This is a genomic window from Rhizobium sp. Root274 (genome assembly GCF_001429245.1).
In the GTDB taxonomy this organism is placed as follows: domain Bacteria; phylum Pseudomonadota; class Alphaproteobacteria; order Rhizobiales; family Rhizobiaceae; genus Allorhizobium.
Window position 1 is genome coordinate 354,148 of record NZ_LMJE01000001.1, and the last position, 17,936, is coordinate 372,083.

At 59.1% G+C, this 17,936-nt stretch carries 15 protein-coding genes, 1 tRNA gene and 2 pseudogenes; 8 read left to right on the forward strand and 10 right to left on the reverse strand.

All coding sequences use genetic code 11. The features are described from left to right. Nucleotides 1-222: 222 nt before the first annotated feature. Together ASE36_RS01860 and rpoZ are read right to left on the reverse strand one after the other, a co-directional pair. Complete coding sequence (locus ASE36_RS01860; RefSeq protein WP_062275084.1) at nt 223-2,448, reverse strand: RelA/SpoT family protein; 2,226 nt, start codon at nt 2,446-2,448, stop codon at nt 223-225. A 98-nt stretch (nt 2,449-2,546) separates the two neighbouring features. Beyond that, nucleotides 2,547-2,948, reverse strand: a complete 402-nt coding sequence (gene rpoZ, locus ASE36_RS01865) for a DNA-directed RNA polymerase subunit omega (protein ID WP_062275086.1) — start codon at nt 2,946-2,948, stop codon at nt 2,547-2,549. Between the two features lie 296 nt (nt 2,949-3,244). On the opposite strand from rpoZ, the gene ASE36_RS01870 reads away from it, so the two are divergent. Continuing rightward, nucleotides 3,245-3,829, forward strand: a complete 585-nt coding sequence (locus ASE36_RS01870; protein WP_062275088.1) for an NYN domain-containing protein — start codon at nt 3,245-3,247, stop codon at nt 3,827-3,829. 110 nt (nt 3,830-3,939) lie between these two features. Here the strand turns inward: ASE36_RS01870 and ASE36_RS01875 are convergent, their stop codons facing one another. From ASE36_RS01875 to ASE36_RS01890, 4 genes are all read right to left on the reverse strand, one after another. Continuing rightward, nucleotides 3,940-4,353: a GNAT family N-acetyltransferase gene (locus ASE36_RS01875; protein WP_200945146.1), complete on the reverse strand. Its 414-nt coding sequence runs from the start codon at nt 4,351-4,353 to the stop codon at nt 3,940-3,942. Nucleotides 4,354-4,671: 318 nt separating this feature from the next. Further along, entirely contained in the window at nt 4,672-5,091 is a 420-nt protein-coding gene (locus tag ASE36_RS01880) for a DUF3830 family protein (protein ID WP_062275090.1), read from the reverse strand. 5 nt (nt 5,092-5,096) lie between these two features. Beyond that, nucleotides 5,097-5,573: an SsrA-binding protein SmpB gene (gene smpB, locus ASE36_RS01885; RefSeq protein ID WP_062275092.1), complete on the reverse strand. Its 477-nt coding sequence runs from the start codon at nt 5,571-5,573 to the stop codon at nt 5,097-5,099. Between the two features lie 288 nt (nt 5,574-5,861). Further along, entirely contained in the window at nt 5,862-6,359 is a 498-nt protein-coding gene (locus ASE36_RS01890; RefSeq protein ID WP_156378545.1) for a hypothetical protein, read from the reverse strand. A gap of 85 nt (nt 6,360-6,444) precedes the next feature. On the opposite strand from ASE36_RS01890, the gene ASE36_RS01895 reads away from it, so the two are divergent. Next, on the forward strand, nt 6,445-7,296 hold the full coding sequence (locus ASE36_RS01895) for a hypothetical protein (protein ID WP_062611231.1): 852 nt from the start codon (nt 6,445-6,447) through the stop codon (nt 7,294-7,296). 150 nt (nt 7,297-7,446) lie between these two features. On the opposite strand, the gene dapA is transcribed toward ASE36_RS01895, so the two are convergent. Beyond that, nucleotides 7,447-8,331, reverse strand: a complete 885-nt coding sequence (gene dapA / locus ASE36_RS01900) for a 4-hydroxy-tetrahydrodipicolinate synthase (RefSeq protein ID WP_062275097.1) — start codon at nt 8,329-8,331, stop codon at nt 7,447-7,449. A gap of 245 nt (nt 8,332-8,576) precedes the next feature. Between dapA and ASE36_RS01905 the strand changes: the two genes are divergently transcribed. Both ASE36_RS01905 and ASE36_RS01910 read left to right on the forward strand, forming a co-directional pair. Continuing rightward, nucleotides 8,577-10,646 (forward strand): lytic transglycosylase domain-containing protein, encoded by a 2,070-nt coding sequence (locus tag ASE36_RS01905; protein WP_062275099.1) that lies wholly within the window; start codon nt 8,577-8,579, stop codon nt 10,644-10,646. A gap of 100 nt (nt 10,647-10,746) precedes the next feature. After that, a complete protein-coding gene (locus tag ASE36_RS01910) occupies nt 10,747-11,604 on the forward strand; it encodes an alpha/beta fold hydrolase (protein ID WP_062275101.1) in 858 nt (285 codons plus the stop codon). A 118-nt stretch (nt 11,605-11,722) separates the two neighbouring features. On the opposite strand, the pseudogene ASE36_RS01915 reads toward ASE36_RS01910, so the two are convergent. After that, nucleotides 11,723-12,689 (reverse strand): annotated as a pseudogene (locus ASE36_RS01915) (porin). Between the two features lie 128 nt (nt 12,690-12,817). Here ASE36_RS01915 and ASE36_RS22485 point away from each other — a divergent pair. Then, a complete protein-coding gene (locus ASE36_RS22485) occupies nt 12,818-12,967 on the forward strand; it encodes a hypothetical protein (RefSeq protein ID WP_156378546.1) in 150 nt (49 codons plus the stop codon). On the opposite strand, the gene ASE36_RS01920 is transcribed toward ASE36_RS22485, so the two are convergent. Beyond that, nucleotides 12,927-13,017, reverse strand: a tRNA-Ser gene (locus tag ASE36_RS01920). The genes ASE36_RS22485 and ASE36_RS01920 overlap by 41 nt on opposite strands. 615 nt (nt 13,018-13,632) lie before the next feature. On the opposite strand from ASE36_RS01920, the pseudogene ASE36_RS01925 reads away from it, so the two are divergent. Beyond that, a pseudogene (locus ASE36_RS01925) lies at nt 13,633-14,614 on the forward strand (porin). Nucleotides 14,615-14,911: 297 nt separating this feature from the next. Next, nucleotides 14,912-15,841 carry a tyrosine-type recombinase/integrase gene (locus tag ASE36_RS01930; RefSeq protein WP_062275106.1) on the forward strand — a complete coding sequence of 310 codons (930 nt, stop codon included), beginning with the start codon at nt 14,912-14,914 and terminating at the stop codon, nt 15,839-15,841. Between the two features lie 178 nt (nt 15,842-16,019). On the opposite strand, the gene ASE36_RS01935 is transcribed toward ASE36_RS01930, so the two are convergent. Further along, nucleotides 16,020-17,237: an NAD(P)/FAD-dependent oxidoreductase gene (locus ASE36_RS01935; RefSeq protein WP_062275108.1), complete on the reverse strand. Its 1,218-nt coding sequence runs from the start codon at nt 17,235-17,237 to the stop codon at nt 16,020-16,022. Nucleotides 17,238-17,472: 235 nt separating this feature from the next. Here ASE36_RS01935 and ASE36_RS01940 point away from each other — a divergent pair, with 235 nt between their 5' ends. Then, nucleotides 17,473-17,826: a hypothetical protein gene (locus tag ASE36_RS01940; RefSeq protein ID WP_062275110.1), complete on the forward strand. Its 354-nt coding sequence runs from the start codon at nt 17,473-17,475 to the stop codon at nt 17,824-17,826. Nucleotides 17,827-17,936 lie beyond the last annotated feature (110 nt).

The following is a 17,936-nucleotide window of genomic DNA, read 5'->3' on the forward strand; positions in this document are numbered from 1 at the left end:
TTAATCTGTTGAACCGAAGATAATGTTGCGCCGCACAAACTACCAGCGCGCATTGGCGACGCCAGATATGCGCAAGGCGCATACCGAAAGGGTGGAGGTTTACGTTTTGGGCAGAAGATGGGCAAAAGATAAGCAGTTGGCGTCTGCGCGAGGCACAGCATGGGGCGAAAAGACGGGGAATGGCGGCAACCCGCCCTTCCCTCTGATCAGAGCCCATCCACGTCAGTCGTAGACGCGCTTCACCGTGGAAATGCAGTCCAGCTCCTTCAACTCGCCCAGTAGCTGGCTGAGCTGGCGCAGGTCCCAGACTTCCAGGTCGATTGCCATCTCGGTGAAGTCGGTGGCGATGCGGATCATGTTGAGGACGCGGATGTTGATATCCAGCCGCGCGACGCATTGGGCAACCGTTGCCAGCGTCCCCGGTTCGTTCAGCGCGTTGATCAGGATGCGGGCGACAAAGCGCGATTTGTTGGCCTCGTCAAGATCCCAGCGCACGTCGATCCAGCGCTCCGGCTGGTCGTCGAACTTCTGCAGGGTGGATGCCTGGATCGGATAGATGGTGATGCCCTTGTCGTCTTCCATGATGCCGACGATGCGGTCGCCCGGAACGGCGCCAGCCGGGCCGAAATGCACCTCGGCATTGCCGGACAGACCCCGAATCGGAAGCGGCTCCGGTCCGTCGCCCGCCGTCGGCACATCGCCCTTCGGATGGGCAGCACCGGGAATCTTGAAGACCATGCCATTGGCGCTGTTCATTGCGAACCAGCCGTCTTCCGACGGTTTTACCGTGACGCGCTCGTCCTGATAGTCGGGATAGACCGCGCGCAGCACGTCGAGCGACGAGGATTCGCCGCGACCGACCGAGGCAATTGCATCCTCGACATCGCGCTGGCCGAGACGATGCAGCACGGGCCGCAGCGTATCGCGCGAGAAGACCTTGCCGGCGCGCTCAAACGTGCGCTCCAGAATGCGCTGGCCGAGGCCGGCATATTGCTTGCGGATCGCCATGCGGGTGGCGCGACGGATGGCGGCGCGCGCCTTGCCGGTGACGACGATCTCTTCCCAGGCGGCGGGCGGCACCTGCACGCCGGAGCGGATGATCTCGACCTCGTCGCCGTTCGACAGCCGCGTGACGAGCGGCATGATCGAGCCGTTGATCTTGGCACCGACACAGGTGTCGCCGACATTGGTGTGGACGGCATAGGCGAAATCGATCGGGGTCGCGCCACGCGGCAGCGCGATCAGCTTGCCCTTCGGCGTGAAGCAGAAGACCTGGTCCTGGAAGAGTTCGAGCTTGGTGTGCTCGAGGAATTCTTCCGGATTGTCGCCTTCGGCCAGCGCTTCAATCGTGTGGCGCAGCCAGGAATAGGCGTTGCTCTCGCGTGACAGCGGCTCGCTCTGCTCGCCATTTTCGCCATCCTTGTAGAGACTGTGGGCGGCAATACCGTATTCGGCGATTTCATGCATGCGGCGCGTGCGGATCTGCAGCTCGATGCGCTGGCGCGACGGGCCGACGATGGTGGTGTGGATCGAGCGGTAATCATTCTGCTTCGGCGTCGAGATATAGTCCTTGAACCGACCGGGCACGACGCGCCAGCGGGTGTGGACGATGCCGAGCGCGCGGTAGCAGCCGGGAATGTCGTCGACCAGGATGCGGAAGCCATAGACGTCCGAGAGCTGTTCGAAGGAGAGCGACTTCGACTGCATCTTGCGGAAGACGGAATAAGGCCGCTTCTGGCGACCCTTGACGCCGGCGTTCAAGAGGCCGTTCGCCACCAGCAGGTCGCGGAGCTCGTCCTCGATCTTGGTGATCAGGCCTTCGTTGCGGGTCGACAGTTCCGAGAGACGGTTGGTGACCGTCTCATAGGCCTCCGGGTTCATGTAGCGGAAGGACAGATCCTCCAGCTCGTCGCGCATGTCCTGCATACCCATGCGGCCGGCCAGCGGCGCATAGATTTCCATCGTCTCTTCGGAAATGCGGGCCCGCTTGTCATCGCGCATGTGTTCGAGCGTGCGCATATTGTGCAGGCGGTCGGCGAGCTTGACGAGGAGCACGCGCACGTCATCGGAAATTGCGAGCAAGAGCTTGCGCAGGTTTTCCGCCTGCTTGGCCTTCTTGGTGACGAGATCGAGCTTCTTGATCTTGGTGAGGCCCTCGACGAGACGGCCGATATCCTCGCCGAACAATTCGTCGATTTCGGCGCGGGTGGCCGAGGTGTCCTCGATCGTATCGTGCAGGAGCGCGACTGCGATGGTCGATTCGTCCAAGCGCATTTCGGTTAGAATGGCGGCGACCTCGAGCGGGTGGGAGATATAGGGATCTCCGCTGGCGCGCGTCTGCTTGCCATGTTTCTGCATGGCATAGACATAGGCCTTGTTGAGAAGAGCTTCGTTGGCGTCGGGCTTGTACTTCTGTACCCGCTCCACGAGCTCATACTGCCGCATCATTCAGGCGTCTCCTAAAACGAAAAAAAGCGCGCCAGCCGACATGACTGGCGCACGTTATCCAACTGTCAGAAACAGACTAAATTCCGACTGATTGACGATTAGTAATCGTCGCTCTTTTCAGGCGGCACCAGACCTTCGATACCGGCCAGAAGTTCCTCTTCCGACATCTGGTCGAAGGTGAGGGTTTCCGGCAGTTCGTCCTCTTCGTCGCCCTTGCCAGCCGTGCCGACATTCGCCAGCATGGAGCTCGGATCCTGCTCCGGCTCGTCGACTTCGACATGCTTCTGCAGCGAATGGATCAGGTCTTCCTTCAGATCGTCGGGCGAGAGCGTCTCGTCGGCGATTTCGCGAAGGGCCACGACCGGGTTCTTGTCCTTGTCGCGATCGATGGTGATCGGGGCGCCCTGCGAGATCTGGCGGGCACGATGGCTTGCGAGCAGCACGAGCTCGAAGCGGTTTTCGACTTTGTCGATACAATCTTCAACGGTGACGCGGGCCATTGCCTGTCCTTTGCGGTCATGAAAGCGAGGGATTGACGGGTGCGATACAGGCAATGGCGGGCAAATTCAAGTTTTTCGTGACTGCGCCTTCGAAACCCAAAAAAAGACAGGCCCAAAAGCCGCGATTTGGTGCCGCATGCAACCCTGAGGTGCTTGGATTATGCAGCCCCTTATCCTAAATACCTTTATATATGATCAGATCATAATTTAATGCCTTGGTCATATGTGGAGGGGCAAGGTATTGTTTTGATTTCCGATTGCCGCGTTAGTTGATATTGCACCTGAGGATAATGAAGATGTTCGACCCGCGCGAAAAAATCGCCCTGTTCATCGATGGCGCCAATCTTTACGCAGCCTCCAAAAGCCTCGGCTTCGATATCGACTATCGCAAGCTCCTGAAGGCTTTCCAGAAGCGCGGTTACCTGTTGCGCGCCTATTATTACACCGCCCTCATCGAGGATCAGGAATATTCCTCGATCCGCCCGCTGATCGACTGGCTGGACTATAACGGCTACAAGGTCGTGACCAAACCGGCGAAGGAATTCACCGACAGCATGGGCCGCCGCAAGGTCAAGGGCAACATGGACATCGAGCTGGCCATCGACGCGATGGAACAGTCGGAAACCGTCGACCATCTCGTTCTCTTCTCCGGCGACGGCGATTTCACCACGCTCGTCGAAGCCTTGCAGCGCAAGGGCCGCAAGGTCTCCGTCGTTTCGACCATGGCGACGCAACCGCCGATGATCGCCGATGATCTGCGCCGCCAGTCGGACCATTTCATCGACCTGATGACGCTCAAAGCCGAAATCGGCCGCGACCCTTCGGAGCGCGGCACCCCGCGCGTGGCCGAGCCGGTGTCGAGCCACGAAGAAGAGCATTGAGGGGTTGGGGCGCGAGCATCGGCGCTCAGGAACAGTGTGTTTAAGGACTTTCTCTTTTTGAAGCATGGGCGAAAACTGGCGCAGGCCGAAGCCCGCGCCAGGACGTTCGATTAGAGGGCCTTCCAGAAAATCACTTTGTCGTCGCCCGACGCCCAGAAGTCGCGGATTCGGGCTTCTTCAACATAGTGATTGTTCCGATAGAACTGTCGTGTTCGGTCAAATGCGACCGCACCTGAGGTATCGACAATGAGAATGCGCTGACCAAGGGCAATGAGCTTGGCCTCGAGCGCTTTTACGAGGGCGGCTCCGACACCTGTCTGCTGCCGCGAGGGCAGGACGGCGATCGCCCGCATATTCCATGTCCCCTCGGTCAGCGGCTCGGGCGCCGCATAGCAGAAGCCGATAGCGCGCCCACTGTCTTCGCAGGTGAGCCAGATATCGTCGCTTTGCTGGTCCGATAGAAAACCGCCGACCAATTCGGGAAGCAGTTCCGCAGGAAACAGGCCCGTTTCATTCAGCACCACCTGCAGGGCCGGAATATCATGAGCATTCAATGGTCTTATGTTCATCATGGTTGTCTTTCAAACAGCCGTGCCAGATCCTCTTTGACCTTTGGGGGCCATCAGCGCGTGCTTCTCATTGGAAGCACTGAGGTCTGGGGAAATCGAGATATGGTTTGCCATGAGCTGAAGCGAAAGCGCATCAACTTCATTCAAACTCGGCAATCCCAGAAACTGGGACTAGCGGTGCCCCGCATTCGTGAACATAAAATCTCCAACGCCGCGCATCGTGCCCAGCTGACAGTGTGATAACAGCCGCGTCATCAGACTGCAATGAGGGGATTACATCGCCTCGAAAGCGATATCCTGCGCGCCCTGCCAGAGCACCATTTTCCCCATGGCCTCCAACTGCTCAGCCCCCTTCACCACCGTCAAAAAGTGATTGCCCGCCAGAACACCCATCTTGCTGGCAAACTGCGAGGAGCCATAGGCGAAGAGCAGTTCGGTTTCGCTGAAACCGCCGGGATAAAGCAGGATATCGCCGCGCGAGGGATGGGCCGTGTGGTTTTCGAAGCCGGCGCCGAACTGGAAATCGCCTAAGGGCACCCAGACCGCCTCGCCCGACCAGCGCGAATGGATCGCCTGGTTGCGGAAGGGCAGAAAGCTTTCAAAGATGCGGCAGGTCTCCGGCGCCTTTTCGCGCTCAAGCCTGGCCTCGAAGACGAAGGGACCGACGGTGACCCTCAGAAACTCCAGCGCCATCAGTCTCAACCCGTCTTCATCAAACGCTGCTTCTGGCGGTTCCAGTCGCGTTCCTTCTCGGTCTCGCGCTTGTCATGCAGCTTCTTGCCCTTGGCGAGCGCCAGCTCCAGCTTCGCCCTGCCCTTCTCGTTGAAATAGATCTTGAGCGGCACCAGCGTCATGCCCTCGCGATTGATCGAGGAGCGCAGGCGGTTGATCTCGCGCTTGGACAACAAGAGCTTGCGACGGCGGCGCGGCTCGTGATTGAAGCGGTTCGCCTGCAGATATTCCGGCAGATGCGAATTGATCAGCCAGATCTCCTCGCCCTCATCCGAGGCATAGGATTCGGCGATATTGGCCTTGCCCTCGCGCAGCGACTTGACCTCCGTGCCGGTCAAAACCAGTCCCGCCTCATAGGTATCAACAATCTCGTAATTGAAGCGCGCCTTGCGGTTTTCCGCGACGATCTTGTTGACGGTGCGCTGCGAGCCTTTGGGGGCCATGGTTTAATCTTCCGTTTCGCCCGGGATTTTGTCGTGGTCTTCGCCATACGCGGGCGGGGCGTGGCGGATATGGCAGGTATGTAATGGAGGATGGGGGGGAAATAAAGGTGGGGTGTGGGTGAGGGCGTTGGTAAAGATTTCAGCAAATGCATGCAAACATCGCCGGCACCATGCTTGCTAAACCAAAGGCTGCGCGTGTTGATCGCCTTGCCCTCTTTCAACTGCCCTGTGTATGCGATCTGTGGGGCGATCTTTGCAAATCACGTTACACGACGGCAATGTTGTAGATCAGCCCACCTTATCGCACTTGGCAACAGCCACGTAAGGGGTGTCCGTATTTTCATCTAATCCATCCATATAGCCACCTCGAAACATAGTTTGCATTTTGAGGTTCTTGAAGTTGAAAAAGAACGTAGAACCAAACCAATTGCAGCTAGCCCCGCTGCTTTCGCGAACTGGTATATTCTCGGCATCAGCATTATCGCTGAAGAAGTAAAGGCAGTTATAAGCTTTACTGGTGTCGCCGAAATCTTTGACCGAGATGGTGTAGGTGGTCTCTTTTCCAAAGATCTCTGGGTACTGAAGCTTTGTCTTTTTCACGGTGACGATCTGGGCTTCATCCTCGACGGTGAAACGAGCGCTATTCCACTCCTTGGTGGTTGAATTGCGACTTATCCCAGCCATGGCTGTCACCTTGCAATAGTAGGAACCAGACCAGTCGGGTTGCTCTTTGGCATGAGCCGAAACGGTTGATGCCAAAAGCACTGGCACAACGAAACGTAACATCGGGACCCCATCTGAATCATATCGTTTGAAACCTATGGTATTCGCGGTAAAATTGAAACCGGACACGCCGATACAGGACCACAGAATGAACAAGCAAAAGCCAGCACCGGACGAAGACAACGCGACGAAAACATGCTTTGTGATGATGCCGATATCCGACGTTGATGGATATCCGGTGGGCCATTTCGGTGAAGTCTACCAGCAGCTGATCGAGCCTGCTGTCACAGCGGCTGGCTATGAATGCACACTGGCCACATCCACCAGCGCGGCTCATATGATCCAGTTGGACGTGGTAACAAAGGTGGCTACAGCAGATCTTTGCATCTGCGATCTATCGACAAACAATCCGAATGTGATGTTCGAATATGGCATCCGACAGGCATTCGATAAGCCCACAGTTTTGATCAAGGATGACAAGACCCGGCGCATCTTCGACCTCTCGGGCTTTCGCGACATTGAGTACGATCACACGCTGAGGATCGCTAACACGCTGAGCGCTCGGGCACAGATCACTAAAGCGATCGAGGATACAGTCAACGGCTCAGGTGACGAAGAGCAGGTGTTCTCGCTGGTTAAGTTGATGAAACTGACCAAAGCGGCTCATTTACCAAGCGGGGAGCTAAGCAAGGACGACGCTCGGTTTGCGCTTCTAGAACGCAAACTCGATCGATTGTTTTCGCTTCAAAATTCAGCGCGGGGAAACCTGAGCGGACTGGAGGCGATTGCCGCATCATCGTCGATGAACCACACATATTCAAACGACCGGTACATAATTCTTTCCGAGAAGGGAGCGATAAGGATCCTAGACCCTCTCACGGGAGAAGTCGCTGTTTATTCTAGCATGACAGGATTGAAACAAAGCGAGTTCTTTAAGTCTCTGACAGATGCTCAGAAGCACGAGGTCTGGGCTGCCGCGAAGAAGGCAATTCTTCCCTGACTCCCCGGAGGCGCATCAAGGGCACTCACAGTGCGCTCCCCGGTTTTTAGGGATTCACAGAGCGCTTGATCGCTTTTTGAACAATCAGAGTTGCTGCGCCCACACCAAACGCAAAAAAGCCGGCGTCTCCGCCGGCCTCATGTCATCCCCTCAATTCACCAGTCCCGCATGCTTCAGCGCCGCGTCGATCGCGGCTTCCGTTGAAGCCTCCAGCGTGCCCAACAACGGCAGGCGGACGGTGCGGTTCATGCCGCGGGTGCGGTTCAGCGCATATTTCGCGCCGCAGAGGCCGGGCTCCATGAAGATTGCCTTGTGCAGCGGCATCAGGCGGTCCTGGTAGGCGAGCGCCTTGGCATAGTCACCGGCCAAGGTCGCGGACTGGAATTCCGCACAGAGGCGCGGGGCGACATTGGCGGTGACGGAGATGCAGCCGACGCCACCATGGGCGTTGAAGCCGAGGGCCGTTGCATCCTCGCCCGAGAGCTGGACGAAATCCGGACCGCAGGTGATGCGCTGTTCGGAGACGCGCTCGATCTTGCCGGTCGCATCCTTGACGCCGACGATGTTCCGGTAAGCCTTGGCGAGCGCCCCCATCGTCTCCGGAGACATGTCGATCACCGAGCGGCCGGGGATGTTGTAGATGATGATCGGCAGCGAGGTGGCCTTGGCGATTGCCTCGTAATGGGCGATCAGGCCCTTCTGGGTCGGCTTGTTGTAATAGGGCGTGACGACGAGCAGCGCATCGGCGCCGACGGCCTCTGCATGCTGGGCGAGCTCGATCGCTTCCAGTGTGTTGTTGGAGCCGGCGCCGGCAATGACGGGCACGCGCTTGTTCGCGACTTCGACGCAGAGTTCGACCACGCGCTTGTGTTCGGCGTGGGACAGCGTCGGCGATTCGCCCGTGGTGCCGACGGGCACAAGCCCGGTCGACCCTTCCGCGATCTGCCATTCGACATGGGCGGCAAAACTTGCTTCGTCAACGGCGCCTTCATTGGTGAACGGCGTGACGAGTGCGGGAATGGATCCCTGGAACATGCAGTCAAACTCCTCATGGCCGAGATCCACGCTTCGGCCGCATTCGCAGATTAAATCGGGGGCACATTACTGCGCAGCCTCAAGCCCCACAAGCGCATAAGCGATGGTTTTATGACGCTTTTCAGGCCTCTGTTCGGGGCCGACTTGAAGGCCCCGCTCAGGCAAATGTGATCGGACCGTCAAGGTTTCGTTAACCAAGGTGCCGGCTTATAGTGAAGGATATCATCCTGGGTTCTGGTGTTTGGATGCAAAAGTCGCGTCTCCTCGGTTCCGTCTTCGGTCTGTGTCTGGCGGCTCTCCTGCCAGCAGGGGACATGTTTGCGTCCGACGTGCCGGTGCCGGCGGTCAAGCCGCTCGGCTTTGCGCCGACCAAAGCCACGCCCCCTTCCTTTGAAACGACCGGCGCCATTCCGCGCGGCAGCAACCCGGCGGCTGCCGTCAATCCGCAGCTGAAGGCCGGGCTCGACGCGCTGTCGAACAAGGACGGAGCCGACGCCATCGCGATCCGCAACCGGATGGCCGATGGGCTCGACCGGCACATGCTGACCTGGTCGATCGCCATGTCGGGCCTGCCCGACGTACCGGCTGCCGAAATCGCAGCCGCGCAGCGACAGCTCACCGGCTGGCCGGGGCTCAAGTCCTTCCGCGCCAATTCGGAAAAGGCGCTTTACCGCGAAAATCCGCCCGCGCGGGATGTGCTCGCTGCCTTTGGCGACACCGCACCAGAGACGACGGAAGGCGCGATGCTGCTGGCACGGGCGGAACTGGCCGAGGGTCAGCGGGCGAAGTCGGCCAACCGGATCAAAAAACTCTGGCGCTCGGAGACGCTGGACACCGCGACCGAAGACAAGATCCTCGCGGAATTCGGCCCCTTGCTGCGGGCAGAAGACCACCGGGCGCGCATGGACATGCTGCTTTACCGCGATCGGTCGGCCCAGGCGAAGCGCTTCTCGACGCTGGGCGAAGCGCAATCGCTCTACAAAGCCTGGGCGGCGCTGATCGCGCGCTCAGGCAATCTCGATTCGGCCCTGGCGGCGGTCGACGCCAAATGGCGCAAGGACCCGGCTTATCTGTTCATCCAGATCGAAAAGCTGCGCCGCGCCCAGGATTATGAGGCGGCTGCCGCCCTGCTCATCAAGATGCCGAAGGAGCGCGAGCTTTTGGTCAGCGCGCATGACTGGTGGAACGAGCAGCGCATTATTGCGCGGGGGCTGGCCGATCTCGGCGATTATAAAGCCGCCTACCGGATCGTCGCCCAGCATGTAGCATCGGATGCGACCGATGTGGCCGATGCGGAATTCCATGCCGGCTGGTATGCGCTTCGCGGGTTGAACGACGCGAAGGCGGCAAACCGTCATTTTGCCCGGATTCTCGACGTGTCGAACCGGCCGCTGTCTGCGAGCCGCGCGTATTACTGGCTCGGCCGGGCGGCGGAAGCGCAGAAGGACGGCAAGGCGTCGGAGTATTTTGCCAAGGCCGCAAGGCATTCCAGCACGTTTTACGGTCAGCTGGCGGCGGCTCGCATCGACAAGCCGGGCATCCAGATCCCCTACCCGCGTCCTTCCGAGGCCGAGCGGGCGGATTTTCTCGGCCGTGAATCGGTGCAGGCGATCGCCCGCTACGAAGCGGCCGGCCATGGCTGGCGGGCGCAGAGCCTTTACCGGGCGCTGGCCGACCAGATCGACAGCCCCGGCGAGCTCGCGCTTCTCTGCGCCCGGGCGGAAAAGTCCGATGGCGGGCATCAACTGTCGCTGCAGATCGGCAAGGCGGCCTATGCCCGCGGTGTCGATGTGCCGGCGCTGGCCTTCCCCGTCGGCGTGATCCCCGACAGCGCCAATATTTCCGGCTCCGGCAAGCCGCTGGCTTACGCGATCGCCCGGCAGGAAAGCGCGTTCAATCCGGCCGCCGTCTCGCCCGCCAATGCCCGCGGCCTGCTGCAGCTTTTGCCGTCTACCGCCAAGGGCGTGGCCCAGCGGCACGGCATCGCCTATCAGCCGGACAAACTCACCCGCGATCCCGGTTTCAACGCCACACTCGGCGCGCATTATCTCGGCGAGCAGATCGACGCCTTCGGCGGCTCCTATATCTTGACCTTCATTGCCTATAATGCCGGCCCGCGCAAAGTGCCGGAATGGATCGCGCGCTATGGCGATCCGCGCGGCAAATCCATCGACGAGGTGGTCGACTGGATCGAGCGCATCCCCTTCCCCGAGACGCGCAATTATGTGCAGCGGGTGATGGAGAATTACCAGGTCTACAAGAGCCGGCTGGGGCAAGAGACCGACGTCGTGCACGACTTGCGCTTCGGGCGGTAAGGGCCAGCGGGCCCGCGGATTTTTCATTGGGTTTCAGGGGTGACGCTGCGCGCGAGCTTGGTTAGGCTCGCGGCAGACGCTAAGTCCCGGAGATCCGCGCATGACCTGTTACCGCGACCACTTCATCCAGGTTCCGGATGGCTTGTCTCTTCATGTGCGCGAATACGGCGGCGAGAACCCGGGCATCCCCGTCGTCTGCCTGCCCGGCCTAACCCGCAATCTGCTCGACTTCGAGGATCTGGCGCTGATCCTTTCGAAGCCGCTATGGAACCGGCGGGTCATCTCGATCTCCTCGCGTGGCCGCGGACTTTCTGGCCGCGATCCCGATCCCTCCCGGTATACGATCCCGGTCGAGGCGATGGATGTGATCGCCGTGCTGGATCACATGAACATTGAACGCGCCGCCTTTATCGGCACCTCGCGCGGTGGGCTCATCCTCCATGTGCTAGCGATGACGCATCTGACGCGGATCGAACGCGCGGTGCTGAACGACATTGGCCCGGTGCTGGAACTGGAGGGACTGAGACAGATCCAGGCCTATCTCGGCGGCCGGGCCACCCCCACCGATTTCGATGATGCTGCTCGTATCCTTCAGCGGGTGCATGGGCATGAATTCACCGATCTCACAGATGAGGATTGGCGCTGCATGGCGCGAGCGCTCTACCGCAAGACGGACGGCAAAATCGTCGCCGACTACGATCCGGAGATCGCGCGGCAGTTCCGCACGGCCGATCTCAGCCAACCCCTACCCGCGCTCTGGCCACAGTTCGACCTCTTGGCGGAAAAACCGCTGTTGGTGGTGCGGGGCGAGCATTCGCGGCTGTTGTCCCGGGAAACGGTGAAGGAAATGGCCGCGCACAAGCCGGATCTCGCGATTGTCGAGGCGCAGGGTCAGGGCCATGCGCCGCTGCTGCATCTCGGTCCACTGCCGGAGCAGATCGGCAGCTTTCTCGGCTGATCTTCGTCCGCGAAGTGTTCGCTGGCGCGACTAATGTTATCGCGCCGCGCAGCATTCGCCAAAACAGAAAAAGCCCGGCGTGAAGCCGGGCTTTCCCTTATTCGATCTGGAGATCGAATTAGAATGCGCGCTGCAGGCGGAAATAGCCCGAAACGTCTTCCGAAACGTCGTCGTACTGAACCGAAACGCGGGCCAGCAGGTTTTCGACCGGCTTGTAGTCGACGGTGATGCCGTACTTCCACATGTCCGGCGAGCCAGCGCCGTCGAAGTTGGTGTCAGACCAGTACTGAACGCCAGGGGTGACGGTCAGCTTGTCGGAAGCCTTGAGGGCGTACGAAGCTGCAACGCTCCACTCAGCAGCGTCGAAGTAGACGCTTTCACCCGAAGCATATACGCCAGCCAGGTAGAAGGTGCCCGGACCTACGTCTGCCGAACCGATAGCGCGAACTGCGCCTTCTTCAGCGTTGAAGTCATAACCGCCAACAACGTTCACCGAAACCATACCGAAGGTGCCGCCGATGGTACCCGAAACGCCGAGGTTGTGATCGAAGGCAGAGTCGTCGTTCACTTCGTCGATCGAGATACCAGCCGTGAAGGCGTCAGAGGTGTAGGTGTAAGAAGCCGAAACAAACTCGGTTACGTTGCCGAGACCATCGGTCTCGCCAGCGATACCGGTATCCCACCAGTTGTAGTACCAACCAGCCTTGAAGCCACCGAGCGAGAGGAATGCTTCGTCAGCGTAGAAGCCCTGAGCGTCGCCGTCGATGGAGATGTCGCTTTCGAGGCCGATGAAGCTCTGCAGAGTGCCGAGTTCAGTGTCGGACTTAGCCGAAACCGACAGGTAAGCGGCAGCGCGTGCATCGTAGTCATCGCCAGAAAGCGAGTGAGCGCCATCACCGAAATCAACCTGGAAACGAACCCAACCAGCAATCTGGAGGCAGGTTTCGGTGCCGGGGATGTAGAAGTAGCCAGTGCCGAAAGCGTCGCAAACGCGAACGTATTCCATGGGCTCGGGCTCGGCAGCAACGATGGGAAACTACAGCGAGAGCTGCAGCGGAGCCGAGAAGAAGGCTCTTGATGTTCATTATTGACCTCCAGTCAATTATAGACCGGAAAGGCCGCGTCTGAAGTTATTATCTTATATCCCACAGACACTTAGGGGATTACCGCGGCTGGCGTAGGGGCGGTTTCATGACAGGGGCGATGTCTAGCCATGCCTGACAGCATGATTTTGGGCGCACAAAACCACGCATCAACCGTGCCGGAAGATGCGCAAAAGCATACGATGGATAAGGAAGAAAGGGGCAGCCGCATTGCGGTGATGGCGGAGAGGATGGGATTCGAACCCACGATACGCTTTTGACGTATACTCCCTTAGCAGGGGAGCGCCTTCGACCACTCGGCCACCTCTCCGGTGCCGCCTGATTATTTGCTTGAATCACTGAATGCAAGGCCTTTTCTCCACCTTGCACATATTAAGCGCAGCCGGCCTGCCGCTTTGTGCCGCCTGGCGCAAACAGCTGCGGGAGCGTGCGAGATTCGAATCGAAGCGGCGATTCTTCTCTGATTCCACCCGTCCCACCGCCTAGAGCCCAAAAATCTGCGCGTCGCCTGCCACATTCTCCTGTGACGGCTCCGCAGAAAGTGGGGACTGTATCGCGCCCCTCCGCGTCAAAAGCCCCTCAAACCTGTGCCAAAACGGGATTGGCTGAAATGGATGGCAGCCGTCCGTCGGCGGAAGTGCCCGTCTAACCAGCGGTTTCTAAAGGGCTTTCTTAACAGAAGGTAAAGAATGGGGCAGTCCAGGGGTGGTTTTGTGGCCTTTCAGCAACAGGCCGGGGGGAAGGGTGGCCGCATTCGCCCCATTCTCCTCTTTGGTGATTGCATGACGGGCCACGTTTTGTATTTTCAACCTCGGAAGCGAGGCGGTGGATCGTCCGTCTTCTGAAACCGACGGGGATGGGGCAGGGAATGCTGTCCTTCAGCCAAATTACCCAGACCCATACGAAACTTGACTGGAGGTCAATAATGAACATCAAGAGCCTTCTTCTCGGCTCCGCTGCAGCTCTCGCTGTAGTTTCCGGCGCTCAGGCTGCCGACGCCATCGTTCACTGGCTACTTCTACATCCCCGGCACCGAAACCTGCCTCAAGCTGAGCGGCTATGTTCGTACCCAGCTCGACTTCCGCGGTGACGACTACGAAACCGACGGCGTCGAAAGCGGTTTCCGCAGCAACTCGCGCGCTTACCTCGAGTTCACTGCCAAGAACGATTCCGAACTCGGCCAGATCGAAAGCTACATCGCTCTCGAAGCCGACTCGCGTGACGATCGCGGCTCTGACGACCAGGGTGGCGCTTTCCTCGATACGGCCCTCATTAAGGTCGGTGGCCTGACGGTCGGTTACTTCTATAACTACTGGGATACGGGCATCGCCGGCGAGACCGACGACCTCGGTTCGAACCTGAACGACGCGATCCAGTACACCTATACCACCGACGCGTTCAACGTTTCGGCCATGGTCGAAAACCTCGATACCGCTGCTGGTTCTTACACCGATGACGACTCGGTCGGCATCTCGGGCCAGGTCGGCGCCACCTTCGGCGTAGCTTCGATCGAAGTGGTCGGCTCCTACGACTTCGGCGCTGAAGAGTCCGCTTACCGCGCAATCGTCTCGGCCGAAATCGGTCCGGGCACGCTGCAGGTTGCCGGCATCTACTCGACCGGTCAGAGCGCCTATTGGAGCGCTTCGGAATGGGCTGTTGCCGCTTCGTACGCTGCCAAGATCACTGACAAGCTGTCTCTGACCCCCGGCTTCCAGTACTGGGGTACCCGCGGCGTTGACGCTTCCGGCGACTACACCGGCAGCGACGATGCTTGGAAGGCTGGTCTGACGGTCGACTACAAGATCGCAGAAGGCCTGACCACGAAGATCTCGGCTCAGTATGAAAGCGACGATCTGGACGGCAGCGAAGGCTTTGGCGGCTTCTTCCGTCTGCAGCGTTCGTTCTAATCCACAGCGGATTAGAAGAAATGCCACGGGTCCGGCTTGCTTGCGAGCCGGACCCGCATGCCATTCCAGACCATGCTAAAAATCGTTTTACAACAATATGATGCTGAACTGGCTGAAACCGAGCCTAGAGAAAGAGAGGGGCGCTGAAGAAATAAAATCTTAGTCCGATAACTGCTTATAACGAAAGTTTGCGCGGTTATGTCATATACTTTTTATATTTCATAACCAATAACTGCGCCCGTGGGGACGGGCGGTGGGCTCGTTCGCGTGCCTGCCAAAGGGATTTTGGGGGAGTTTATGCCAGTGGAAATGCCAGTCGGAGTGGATTTTGACGCCTTCTCGGAGGTGCCGAATTATTCCGTCCATTATCAGTACAGCCAGGGCAATATCCTGCACGAAGTCCGCGAGACCACGCTTCGCGAACTGTTCAGCAAATATGGCGACCTGCTGTGGATGAACGGCAGCCACAAATACAATGTGACCAATTTCATCGGGGAGCTTCACGACCTCCTGGATATTGCGAGCTTCTCGACATTTTCGGATGAGATGCTCGACCAATTGATTGGCAAACTGCGCAAACGCGGTAACAGCAACGCCACCATCAATCGAAAGATGGCGGCCTTAAGCAAACTGCTGCGAAAGGCGTTCAAAATGGGAGACGTTTACAGTCTGCCTGAATTCAAGCGACAGAAGGAGAAAGCGGGACGAATCCGTTTTCTCGACCGGGAGGAAGAGGACCTGCTGTTCTCCGAAATCCGGGCGCATTCCGACCTCTACTACCGCTTCTGCCTTTTCCTCGTTGATACCGGAGCGCGTCTGAGCGAAGGGCTGAACCTGCGCTGGGGCGACATGCACAAGGATCGCGTCACCTTCTGGGTGACGAAATCCGGCCGGTCGCGCTCTGTGCCCCTCACCCAAAGGGCTGCGGCGGCCATCGCGGCATCAGACCGGCGTCAGGCCGGCCCGTTTGCCGAGATCGACCAGCAACGGTTCCGCATTGCCTGGCACATTGCCAAGGATGCGGTCGGCTTTGCCGATGACAAGGACGTGGTCCCACACGTGCTGCGCCATACCTGCGCCTCGCGTCTCGTCCAGGGCGGCATCGATATCCGCCGTGTGCAGATGTGGCTCGGACACCAGACCCTGACCATGACCATGCGCTACGCCCACCTTGCCTCGCATGATCTCGACATGTGCATTCCAGTCCTCGAACGGGCCGCCTCCTGAGCCGGTCTTTTTTTTGAAAGTGATATGACAGCGCTACCATCACTTTGAAAAGATTGGATAATTGTTGTATTTGACTACCTTAATGGATGATGCAATTAGGCCCGGTCGCAAGCCGGGCCTCTTTATATGTCTATGGATATTGTCTTTTCCTTGGGCGTCTGCAGCGCAGCGACGGGCTTCAGCCTAGAAGCTGCTTCAGATCTGCCGAGGGATCGAGGAGCACGGCGCGCTCCGGCTGGCGGCCGGTGTCGAGCAGCTTCTTTCCCGTCACATAGGCCTTTGCGTCATTGATCGCATCGACTGCGATGAACTGGCCTTCCTTGAAATACCAGACCGAGAGACTGCCCTCGCGGGCACCCGGCCGCGTGAGCGTCTCGTCGTAACCGAGATTGAAGCCGGCGATCTGCAGCTTCACCTCATACTGATCCGACCAGAACCAGGGTTTCGGCCGGTATGGCTCCTGCCCTCCCGCTATCACGGCAGCGACAGCTTCGGCCTGATCGACTGCATTCTGCACGGATTCGAGCCGGACGCGGCTGCCGTTCCAGTCCTGGACCGCACAGTCGCCCATGGCGAAGATTTGCGGATCGGAGGTGCGGCCATGGGCGTCGACGATGATGCCGTTCATGGTCTCGATCCCGGCCTCGGAGGCGAGTTGATCATTGGGCAGCACGCCAATCCCGATGATGACGATGTCGACGTCGAGTACCGTGCCATCGGACAGTTCGGCGCCCTTGACGCGACCGTCCAGTCCGATCAGCCGGTTGAGCCCGGTCTTTTCCCGGATCGCCACACCTTCGGCCGCATGAATGGCACGCATGGCCTCGGCGGTCGCTGGTGCTGCGACACGGGCGAGGATCCGGTCGGCCATCTCGATCAGGGTGACGTCGAGGCCAAGCTTGCGGGCAACGGCTGCGGCTTCAAGCCCGATATAACCGCCGCCGATGATCAGCAGGCGGCGGCCCGCCTTCATCTCGCCGGCAAGCGCATCCGCATCCGCCTTGTCGCGGACGGTAAAGACACCGGTGAGATCGCCGCCGATGGCAGACGGCAGACGCCTGGGTGTCGCGCCGGTCGCAAAAGCCAGATGGTCGTAATCAATGGCGCTGCCATCAAAGAGCCGGACGATCTTCTGATCGCGATCGACAGCCTCGACCGGGGTCGAAAGGTGGATCTCGACATTGTTTTCGGCAAACCAACTCTCCGGCCGAAAGAGGAGCCGGTCGAACTCCATCTCTCCGAGCAGATATTTCTTTGATAGCGGCGGCCGCTGATAGGGCAGACAGGGCTCGGAGCCGATGAGGGTGATCGGACGCTCGTCCTTCAGCGCTCTCAGTTTTGCAGCCAGTGCGAAACCCGCCTGCCCTGCCCCGACGATTACCAGTCTGCCTGCCACTGCCACGCCTCTTCACGATAACGGCCCGCAGCGAAACGGCGCGCGGCCCAAATCTTCGGAGACAAGGCCTAGCTCTGCGACCAGAGACGGTCAAGGGCGGTGAGGATACCGCGAGTATGCGAGGCAGGGACAATCATGGCTATATCCGCCCGATGGAATTTACCGATCCCGTTCAGACTCTGTCGACGAAGTTGGTTTAATCTGGGACTGAAACAAACGGTCGGGGGAGGGTGAAATGCCCTTGCAACACATTCCAGACGCCAAAGCGAACGTGCCGAGAGATCAGGCCTTTGAGCGCTTCAAGATCGATCGGCCCGGCAAGATCATCTTTGTCGGACATCATCTGACGACCAAGAGCTCGCTAAGATGCCTGATCCGCAGCATTTCCCTTTATGGCGCCGATCTCGAAGTGTCCCCGCATGTCGCAGTGCCCAGCAATTTCTTCCTGGAAATTCTTGGCATCCATGACGAAATCGGCTGCACCGTGATCCGACGTGAGGCGGAGAAGCTGACCGTCGGCTTCAACATGCTGATCGATGCGGAATTCCTGCATCACGTCGTGCGGCTCTCCTTCGAACTCAGCCACTGATCGCCTCTTCTTTCACGATGTCGAACCGGCCGGATCACAGATTGGTCTGGCCGGTTTCGTTTATGCCGCCGGCACGACCCGCCCTTTTTTGGGAAAACCATCACCGCGAA

Bases quoted from the DNA above. Each gene is read 5' to 3' on its own strand.
- ASE36_RS01870 (WP_062275088.1), top strand. From the start codon at position 3,245: ATGTTCGACCCGCGCGAAAAAATCGCCCTGTTCATCGATGGCGCCAAT.
- ASE36_RS01905 (WP_062275099.1), top strand. From the start codon at position 8,577: ATGCAAAAGTCGCGTCTCCTCGGTTCCGTCTTCGGTCTGTGTCTGGCG.
- ASE36_RS01860 (WP_062275084.1), bottom strand. From the start codon at position 2,448: ATGATGCGGCAGTATGAGCTCGTGGAGCGGGTACAGAAGTACAAGCCC.
- ASE36_RS01910 (WP_062275101.1), top strand. From the start codon at position 10,747: ATGACCTGTTACCGCGACCACTTCATCCAGGTTCCGGATGGCTTGTCT.
- ASE36_RS01930 (WP_062275106.1), top strand. From the start codon at position 14,912: ATGCCAGTGGAAATGCCAGTCGGAGTGGATTTTGACGCCTTCTCGGAG.
- ASE36_RS22485 (WP_156378546.1), top strand. From the start codon at position 12,818: ATGCCTGACAGCATGATTTTGGGCGCACAAAACCACGCATCAACCGTG.
- ASE36_RS01895 (WP_062611231.1), top strand. From the start codon at position 6,445: ATGAACAAGCAAAAGCCAGCACCGGACGAAGACAACGCGACGAAAACA.
- dapA (WP_062275097.1), bottom strand. From the start codon at position 8,331: ATGTTCCAGGGATCCATTCCCGCACTCGTCACGCCGTTCACCAATGAA.
- ASE36_RS01940 (WP_062275110.1), top strand. From the start codon at position 17,473: ATGCCCTTGCAACACATTCCAGACGCCAAAGCGAACGTGCCGAGAGAT.
- ASE36_RS01890 (WP_156378545.1), bottom strand. From the start codon at position 6,359: ATGTTACGTTTCGTTGTGCCAGTGCTTTTGGCATCAACCGTTTCGGCT.
- ASE36_RS01880 (WP_062275090.1), bottom strand. From the start codon at position 5,091: ATGGCGCTGGAGTTTCTGAGGGTCACCGTCGGTCCCTTCGTCTTCGAG.
- smpB (WP_062275092.1), bottom strand. From the start codon at position 5,573: ATGGCCCCCAAAGGCTCGCAGCGCACCGTCAACAAGATCGTCGCGGAA.
- rpoZ (WP_062275086.1), bottom strand. From the start codon at position 2,948: ATGGCCCGCGTCACCGTTGAAGATTGTATCGACAAAGTCGAAAACCGC.